The sequence below is a fragment of the Arsenophonus endosymbiont of Bemisia tabaci Q2 genome (assembly GCF_902713415.1).
Lineage (GTDB): Bacteria > Pseudomonadota > Gammaproteobacteria > Enterobacterales > Enterobacteriaceae > Arsenophonus.
Map to the genome: position 1 here is coordinate 1 of NZ_CACTIE010000172.1, position 8,240 is coordinate 8,240.

Here is an 8,240-nt window from a genome sequence, read left to right on the forward strand (position 1 = left end):
GTCATGATCGATGCGGGGCATATGCTGGAATATTTGCCTACCTATTCGCTAGATCTTAATCCAATTGAACATAAATCGGCACAAGCTAAATGCAAAAAAAGAGCGCTCGGATGCAACACAGATATTTTGTTCGCACTCAATATGGTGTAATCAAAATTAAGTCGCTTATCTATATAGTAAATTTCCATTAGGGGTAAAAAAATATATAAAATATTGCCAAGAACAAGACCCCGCAACGCTTCGCCCTTATAGCACCCGCTATATTGGCTCTTTGGTAGCAGATTTTCACCGAAATTTACTAAAAGGTGGAATTTATATTTATTCAAGTAAAGGAAGTCATCCTAAAGGTAAATTACGCTTTATATATGAATGCAATCCGATCGCCTTTTTAGCCGAACAGGCACGAGGTAAAGCAAGTGATGGTACTAATCGAATTTTAGATATCGTCCCAGAACAACTACATCAACGTGTACCTTTCTTTATTGGAACAAAATCTATGGTAGAAAAAGCCGAAAGCTTTATGCTTGAATTTTCAGTTAATGAATAACATCCTATCATACGCAATAAAGGCAAACGATCTGGCCTTTATTGTTAAGCTTATTTTTATAGTGATAGTGAGTTTTTGTTTCGTTTACCGCTATAATATAGCTGAGCGACTTTAAAATGATTACAAGTAATTACTCTATATGAGTAAATTTATATTGGAGAAAAACATATATTTTGTAATCAAAATTAAGACGCTTAGCTATAACCGCTACTCAATTTTTAGCTTTAAATAAAGGACATTTTTTATGAGCCTAAATAATGTACCGGCAGGGAAAGAGCTGCCTGAAGATATCTATGTTATTATAGAAATTCCCGCGAATGCGGATCCGATAAAATATGAAGTAGATAAAAAATCTGGCACCATCTTTGTCGATCGTTTTATGTCTACCGCTATGTTTTATCCCTGTAATTATGGTTATATCAATCATACTCTCTCCTTGGATGGCGATCCCGTTGATGTTTTAGTTCCAACACCTTATCCGCTACAATCAGGAGCAGTAATTCGTTGTCGCCCAATCGGGGTATTAAAAATGACCGATGAATCGGGTGAAGATGCAAAATTGGTTGCGGTGCCTCATTCTAAATTAACTAAAGAATATGATCATATTAAAGATATTAACGATTTACCTGAATTATTACGCGCTCAAATTAAACATTTCTTTGAACACTATAAAGATTTAGAACAAGGCAAATGGGTAAAAGTGGATGGGTGGGAAAATTTTGATGCGGCAAAAGCTGAAATTCTTTCTTCTTTTGAACGCGCAGCTAAAAAATAACCATTATAGAGTTTTAATTAGATCCCCTTTATCAGCGATAAATGGGATCTGGTTAGAAAAATTTATTTGCTTTTTCCATCACGCTTTAGCGAATCACCACTTTCAATTCGGCGTAAACCATCTACCGAAAGTTTATAAAGATAAATCCATGCATTACCATAAAGTGTAGGTATCAATTCTCTTACATAATCCTGAAAGTTCCTTTTTAATTCATCAAGTTCAGTCAAAATAGATGGTGTAATACGATAAACTTCACACTCTATCGTCCTTTCACCACGTATTACTGCAGGGTAATAGCCTAAGTCATAAATCTCATAACCTTCCAACCTATACTCTCCTAACAGCTGAGCATAGGTCATCCAATGATGATTTCCCTGATTACGCCTTAAACTACCATAAACAATTATACGCATAATTAAAACTCAAACTGATAAAGCAGATCTAGTGCCTGGTCCACGCCAGACACAGCTTCTAGATACAATTTTGGCATCAGACGATAGCGTAGTGTTAATGTAGCAAGAGAATTAAATATCCCTACGCCATATTTAACTTGCAAATCATTAGTTATCTTACCACTCACGACAACTTGAGATTGGTCACCAACGCCCTGAGTATCTAATGCTAAGTCGGAAACACCAAATGTTTCACAAATACTTCCCAATAATTTTCCGCTCTTGAAAACTCCCAGACTAATCAGCAAAGCAGCCATATGAGTACTATCTGCGCCACTACTATTTAACCCTTCACCTCTCAGTAAGTAAGACAGAGCTTCCTCCTGCGATTTAACTGGCTCGGAGAAAATCGTTGCTTTTGGCTTATCAGCCAAGCCTGTAACTCTTACCCCCGCAATCACATTATCATTGGTACTATCTGGATTGCGGATCGCTTCTACATTTAAGAATGGCTGATCAACGGGGCCGGAAAATAAAATTTGTCCTTTTCGCACAATTAGATCTTGCCCATATGCATGAAATCGACCTTCAGGAATATCAATCTGGCCATTTAAACCCAGCCCTTGCTTATCTTGGATAACTTTCAATATTCCTGTCAATCGCGCTTTTAAGCCAAATGCAGCCAAACGAACATCATTTCCAATTTTAATCTGTAGATTGGTTGATATCGGAATTGATATACCTTTTTTCTCAATTGGATGTAAATTTGCATCTAACATCACCTCATCTGATGAAACGCCAACTGCTGATTCTGGTAATTCTTGTACCGTAATACGTGTCCAAGGAATATTTACATTGCCATTGAGACTTAATAAATTAGGCGTAGCTTCAAAAACAATATTCGGCTCCACGTCAATACGAACCATTGGCGGTAATGTTATCCGCAATTTGTTACCTGTGGCAGAAATTCTCGCTTGCCAGGCTTTAATATTACGCCAATCCGCTTCTCCAACTAAGTTCAAATAACCTTCAGGTGTATTAATACGTCCTGTCAATTGAGAGCGAGTTACCATAAAATCCAGTTTGAGGAACCCCTGATGGATATCAAATGGAAACCAGTGTCCTTTTGCTGCTACATTAGAAAGCGCCAAATTACCATTTAATAACGGCTGCTTCATATTGCCAGATAACCTTAAATCGCCATTCAAATTGCCATCTAACCTTTCACCATTACTTAAAATTGGACGAATTAAGGCTAATGAAATATCGTTAATATTAATACTACCCGATAATCTACGACTTTGTTCCAGATCGTCAATCCGTATATTGCCTGAAAATTTGCGATTATTGGTAATTTGTATTAACCACTGTAATACTGCCTTACCATTACTCATATCTGCATTCAAGCTTAGCGTTTGAAATTCAACGGGTAACAATGATCCTTCAATCAATTGTTTGATTTTGACGCCATTACCAAACAAATTTACTTTCACCTGCGGCGAATGCCCATCGGCATACCAACTCACTTTCGCATCACCATCAAAACTGCCAGTTAGCTGAGTTTCCGCTGGCAAAAAGGGTTTGAGTAGTGCTAAATTAAACTGTTGTAGCAGAATATCTGCATTACCGGATTTACCAATTTTAGCCATTTTAGAAAAACAAAAGTGCCCTTTAGTATTTAGCCAACAATGAGGCGAAACTGTGACTTCCTTTTGCTGATTGGCATACTCAATTGACACCGCCCGACTTAACTGCCATTCACCGATCGGGGTGTTAAATAACGTATTATCTAACACACCTTGCCATAACGCTTTCTGTCGATCAAAACTGCCTTTCAGGGTTAAGTGACCTGAAATGGGTTTTCCATCGATATTGATGTTAATACTATGCTGCTGCTCATTACCTTTAGCATCCAAGGTAAAATTATGAACAACTAAATCTGCCTGTTTCAACTGCTGAACAGCAGCAGTTATTTGGCCATGGATCTCTTTATCAGAACGGATATCACCTTGAATAGTTGCTTTATCGATAGCTAAGCTATCTTGCCATTTAACGCTATGAGCTGCAATATCAACCAGTAATTGAGGTGACTTTAAATCACCTCGTAATTTTAATCGTCTTTTTATTACTCCGGCTAAACCAGGTAATACACCATCGAGAGCTGGCGCATCAATTATCCCATCTAGTTGCCAGCTGTCACTCAGATGTCCATTAATATCTAATTTGTTGCGTCCGAGTAAGATATTGAAAACGGGAATGTTCCATTGACCTGCGGCATTGCCACTTATCTGTCCACGTGTGCGTAATAAATGACCTTTTACATTACCATTAAGGGTAATTTCAGGAATTTTTAATTGCCAGCTACCACCATGTAAACTGGCAGTGGTGACGATTTTACCCTGCAATTTAGTTGGCCATTGTGGCCACTGTTTTGCAGTATTAATATCGGATAAAGTTAATAACCCATTCCAACTTATCGCTTTACTCCAATCGATAATACCGGTTAATTCTGTTTTTCCCTGCAACGCATTCAATCGCAAACGCGTTAACCGAAACTGTTGTTCATTCCCTTTAGCATCAAGCGTTAACAACGTCGGTGGCAAATCCCGTCCATTAATATTAGTTCGAAATGAGAGATCATAACCTGTCAGCATACCATTTAAACGTAAACGTAGATCTTTTAAACGATATTCTGGCTCAGCTTGTAGTGGCCAATTAAGCTGCTGACTCTCTAAGGTTAATTGAATTGGCAATCCTGCCTGTGACAAGACCGCTTTAGCGACCAAGTTAGCCTTGATGGGACCCGTTAAACTTAATATTAATTTAAGTTTTTGTAATAAAGCCCCCTCCAGTTTTAAATCAACTTGTTGCCCTTTAAGATCGTTAAGATAGAATTCAGCTTGAACAGCAATATTGACCGGCCACTGCTGAGCCAAATTAGCATCACCGGTAATAGTGATTTTGCCTTCAGGCATCACAACAACAAATTGTTTGATAGCTATTTGCTGATTTTGTACGCTCGCCATTAATGTCAAATTATCAATTGCCACCTTAGTATCGCCACTTAAATGCCAGCTTACTCCTCGGATCTGCTCGATATTAATATCGATAGGTAAAACGACTTCAGGTAAGTTAGCTAATAAAGGCTCAGTAAATAATGCTTTTAATGTTTCCGCGGGTGATTTATCGGCTACCTGATCGCTGGTTTTTATTACTGCTTTTTCTGGCGCTTTATTTTTTTCCACTAAAGTTTTTGGCAAATTAACCACTAATCCATTAATTGTCGTTGATTTAATTGTTAACAGATTAGCTTGCCAATCAGCCGCCATGGTTAATTCAGCCAGCGAAATCTGGCTGTTATCGAGCTGAATATTGATATTTTTTAGTGTTAACTGATTTAACAAAATAGGATAGGGCGTTGACAATTTAGTCAATGGAGTTGAGTTGGCTGGTTCTTCGGTAGATGCAAAGGCTTTGCTATCAATCTTAACATCGACGCCGTCAGTTGAAATATTATTAACACACAATTGAAAACGTTTTAAACAGTTAACTTCGAGTGAAAGATTAAACTTATCAACATCAACATTAATACCCTTGGTTCGATAACGAACTCCCTGCAAATTTAAATCACTCCAGCCACCGGAAATGGTCGCAATTTCTAATCTTGGCAACCAACGCACTGCTGTATTAAGGGTAAAATGTAAGCCTGATTGGGTGCTAACTATCCAACCAATCATCGTTAATAATATTAGTAACAAAAACAATAAGACCAGGCTAATGCGTTTTACCCATTTCATAGCTCAGCACCTAACCCAATATAAAATTGTACTTTGCTATAATCAGGATCACCGACCGGCGCAGCAATATCCAGTTTAATAGCCCCAACCGGTGAAACCCAGCGAATACCAACACCAGCGCCAACTTTAAAATCATCTTTACTAAAATCATTTACCGCCTCACCACCATCAACAAATATTGCGCCCCACCAGTTACCTGTCACATTATATTGATATTCCAGTGAGCCAACGGCTAATTTTGAAGCACCGGTTAATTTTCCTTGGCTATTAGTGGGTGAAATTTTTTGATAACCATAACCTCTAATACTGCGATCACCACCAGCAAAAAAACGCAGATCAGGGGGGACTTTGTCAAATCGATTAGTTTTTATCCAACCAAGATGACCTCTTACCACAAAACGATGCCCTTTCCAGGGTTTTCTTATCCAAACATTTTTTGCTTGTAATACCACAAAATCGATATCTGAACCCCAAGTAGTATTAGAAATATCAATAGTATATCGCTGGCTATCCCCCCAATAGGGCATAGCACCACTTCGCTGTCGCATCCGGCTAAGGCTGGCTCCAGGATACAGAAGCATAGTAGTATTGGTTATATTTGCCTGGGTAAAATGGCTAAGACTCCAGCGCAAATTAACGCCATATTGCCAACCTTTATAATAATCCCAATTCCTTAATAAATTCAGCGTTGTGGTATCAGACTGAGTATCATTTAGGTCAGTACGTTTAAAGCCCGCCTGAACGGCATAATATTGTTCTAATGGACTCTTTTTTAGCGGAATTTTATAGCTGGCATCAATAATTTGTTCAGGTTGCGAAAGACTAAGGCTGGAAGTAAAACTCTGTCCTCTAGAATTAATCCAGGGCTTATTCCAAGTAGCTTTGACTCGGGGACCTACATCAGTCGAATAACCACCACCTAATTCAACATGATTACGCGCACGTGGCGTTAATTCTGCGTCCATTGGCAGAATATGCGTGCCTTTTTCACGAGCTTTAGTAATATCAGCGGTCACAATTGCGGAATTGAACCAACCGGTATTGACTAACCGTTGATTGAATTCAGCCAATTGTTCAGAAGCATAATAGTCTCCCTGTTTAAATGGAACAATATTATTTAGATAATCTTCGCGAATTTGAGAGCCTTCATATTTGATGGTACCGAAGCGATAACGCTCGCCACTATTGAAATCAAATATCCAGTAAGAAACCCTGTGAGCCAATGAGACTCCTAACTGACTTTTCTCTATTTCTGCATCAAAATAACCTTTACGCACTGCCAGCCGACTAAATCCCTGTTTCAAATCTTCATAATTGCCATGATTAAGAATAATTCCTTTTGGTGGCGTATTGCGAGCTATCATTTCCGCATAATCTTTATCATACTTAGCCTCCCCATTTAACGTTACACTAACATTTTTAACATGAACAGGTTTTCCAGGATCAACTTTAGCTGTCAAAACGGGTCGAGAAGGAGGCTGAAATTCCTGATAAGAGAATTCAATGGTGGGTTCATAATAACCTAACGGCCTTAATCCTAAACGAATTGCTTTATCAACTCTGACCTGGAAACGACCATCTGGGGGAATTTCATCCTGAGTGATATTTGAGAGCTGAATACGAACGTTTTTTTCAAGTTCTCCTGTCAATCCTTCAACTTTTAAACGAAGATTGGTACCATTGGCAACTGACACTACCATCGACATACAAAGAAAACAAAGCAAAGAATATCTTGGCACGCCAACTCCTAATGGAAAATAGACTTTATAACGATAAAAAACTCACTCATTTTGGTTAAATTAAACAAGATATACAAGACATTAATAATAAATAATGCAATCTTTCTCTGTCCATTTAAGCCCCAATAATGACTATTGAATAGCACGCTAAAACATTTTTAACTGATAAGACTATCGGTCTGTTTATTTTTATACCGTCAAGCCAAAATTTATGCACGAAATACCTTATTAAAAAATAGCAACTTTCTTGCAAAAAAAAACGAAATGCAAAACATTTTCTTAACCATGAAAAAGTTTAGAAAGACATATAAATAGAAGATAGACTGAAAAAATAATTACCACCTAACCACAAATTTTAGTCACTATCTCACCATTAAAACAGATAAATACAGTCAAGTGGATATATTAGAATTAATCACTACATTTATTCAATTAATAGTCAGAATATTCTAATTAGCCTGAACTTATTCACTCCCTGGCAATACAATCTTTTTTGTATCTATTAGTTCGATAAAAGAAGCGGCTTTAATCGATAACGGGCGATTGATTAGCCGCAGGATTAAATAATAAGCTAGTTACGTCTGGACGTGAATAATGCCCGACCGGATCGGCGATCGCTTTAGCGAAGGTAATTGAAGCAGGGTCAAGCGTAGCTAACAGTAATCCTTCCTCATTTTCTGAAAAGGGGGTTGTTAGCTGACTGCCATCTGGACCAAATATACATGCATGGTCGCCACCTGCTTTTAACAAGTTCCGTTTAGTTTTATCTGTACATAACTGTTCAATTATCTGCTCTGACACAATGGCACACGGTGCAATAACAAAACATTGCCCTTCTACTGCATAGGATCGTGAAAGCGCGATATTGACTTCAGGGCTCAAAGCAGCTGTTATAGCTAAGCGACTTAATTTTGATTACAAAATATATGTTTTTCTCCAATATAAATTTACTGATATAGAGTAATTACTTGTAATCATTTTAAAGTCGCC

At 37.9% G+C, this 8,240-nt stretch carries 5 protein-coding genes and 1 pseudogene; 2 read left to right on the forward strand and 4 right to left on the reverse strand.

Annotated elements, in window-relative coordinates; translation table 11 throughout:
• Positions 1–172 precede the first annotated feature (172 nt).
• Together ARSQ2_RS09120 and ppa are read left to right on the forward strand one after the other, a co-directional pair.
• Positions 173–547, forward strand: a pseudogene (locus ARSQ2_RS09120) (class 1 fructose-bisphosphatase); the annotation flags it as partial.
• A 244-nt stretch (positions 548–791) separates the two neighbouring features.
• Complete coding sequence (gene ppa / locus ARSQ2_RS09125) at positions 792–1,322, forward strand: inorganic diphosphatase (protein WP_181995105.1); 531 nt, start codon at positions 792–794, stop codon at positions 1,320–1,322.
• Between the two features lie 62 nt (positions 1,323–1,384).
• Here ppa and ARSQ2_RS09130 read toward each other — a convergent pair whose 3' ends face one another.
• The 4 genes from ARSQ2_RS09130 to ARSQ2_RS09145 form a co-directional block, all read right to left on the reverse strand.
• Positions 1,385–1,735, reverse strand: a complete 351-nt coding sequence (locus tag ARSQ2_RS09130; RefSeq protein ID WP_181995106.1) for a gamma-glutamylcyclotransferase family protein — start codon at positions 1,733–1,735, stop codon at positions 1,385–1,387.
• A gap of 2 nt (positions 1,736–1,737) precedes the next feature.
• Entirely contained in the window at positions 1,738–5,511 is a 3,774-nt protein-coding gene (gene tamB / locus ARSQ2_RS09135) for an autotransporter assembly complex protein TamB (protein WP_181995107.1), read from the reverse strand.
• Positions 5,508–7,250: an autotransporter assembly complex protein TamA gene (gene tamA / locus ARSQ2_RS09140; RefSeq protein ID WP_276529428.1), complete on the reverse strand. Its 1,743-nt coding sequence runs from the start codon at positions 7,248–7,250 to the stop codon at positions 5,508–5,510. Before tamA ends, tamB begins: the two co-directional genes overlap by 4 nt.
• A 525-nt stretch (positions 7,251–7,775) precedes the next feature.
• Entirely contained in the window at positions 7,776–8,132 is a 357-nt protein-coding gene (locus tag ARSQ2_RS09145) for a nitrilase-related carbon-nitrogen hydrolase (protein WP_238334421.1), read from the reverse strand.
• Positions 8,133–8,240: the final 108 nt, after the last annotated feature.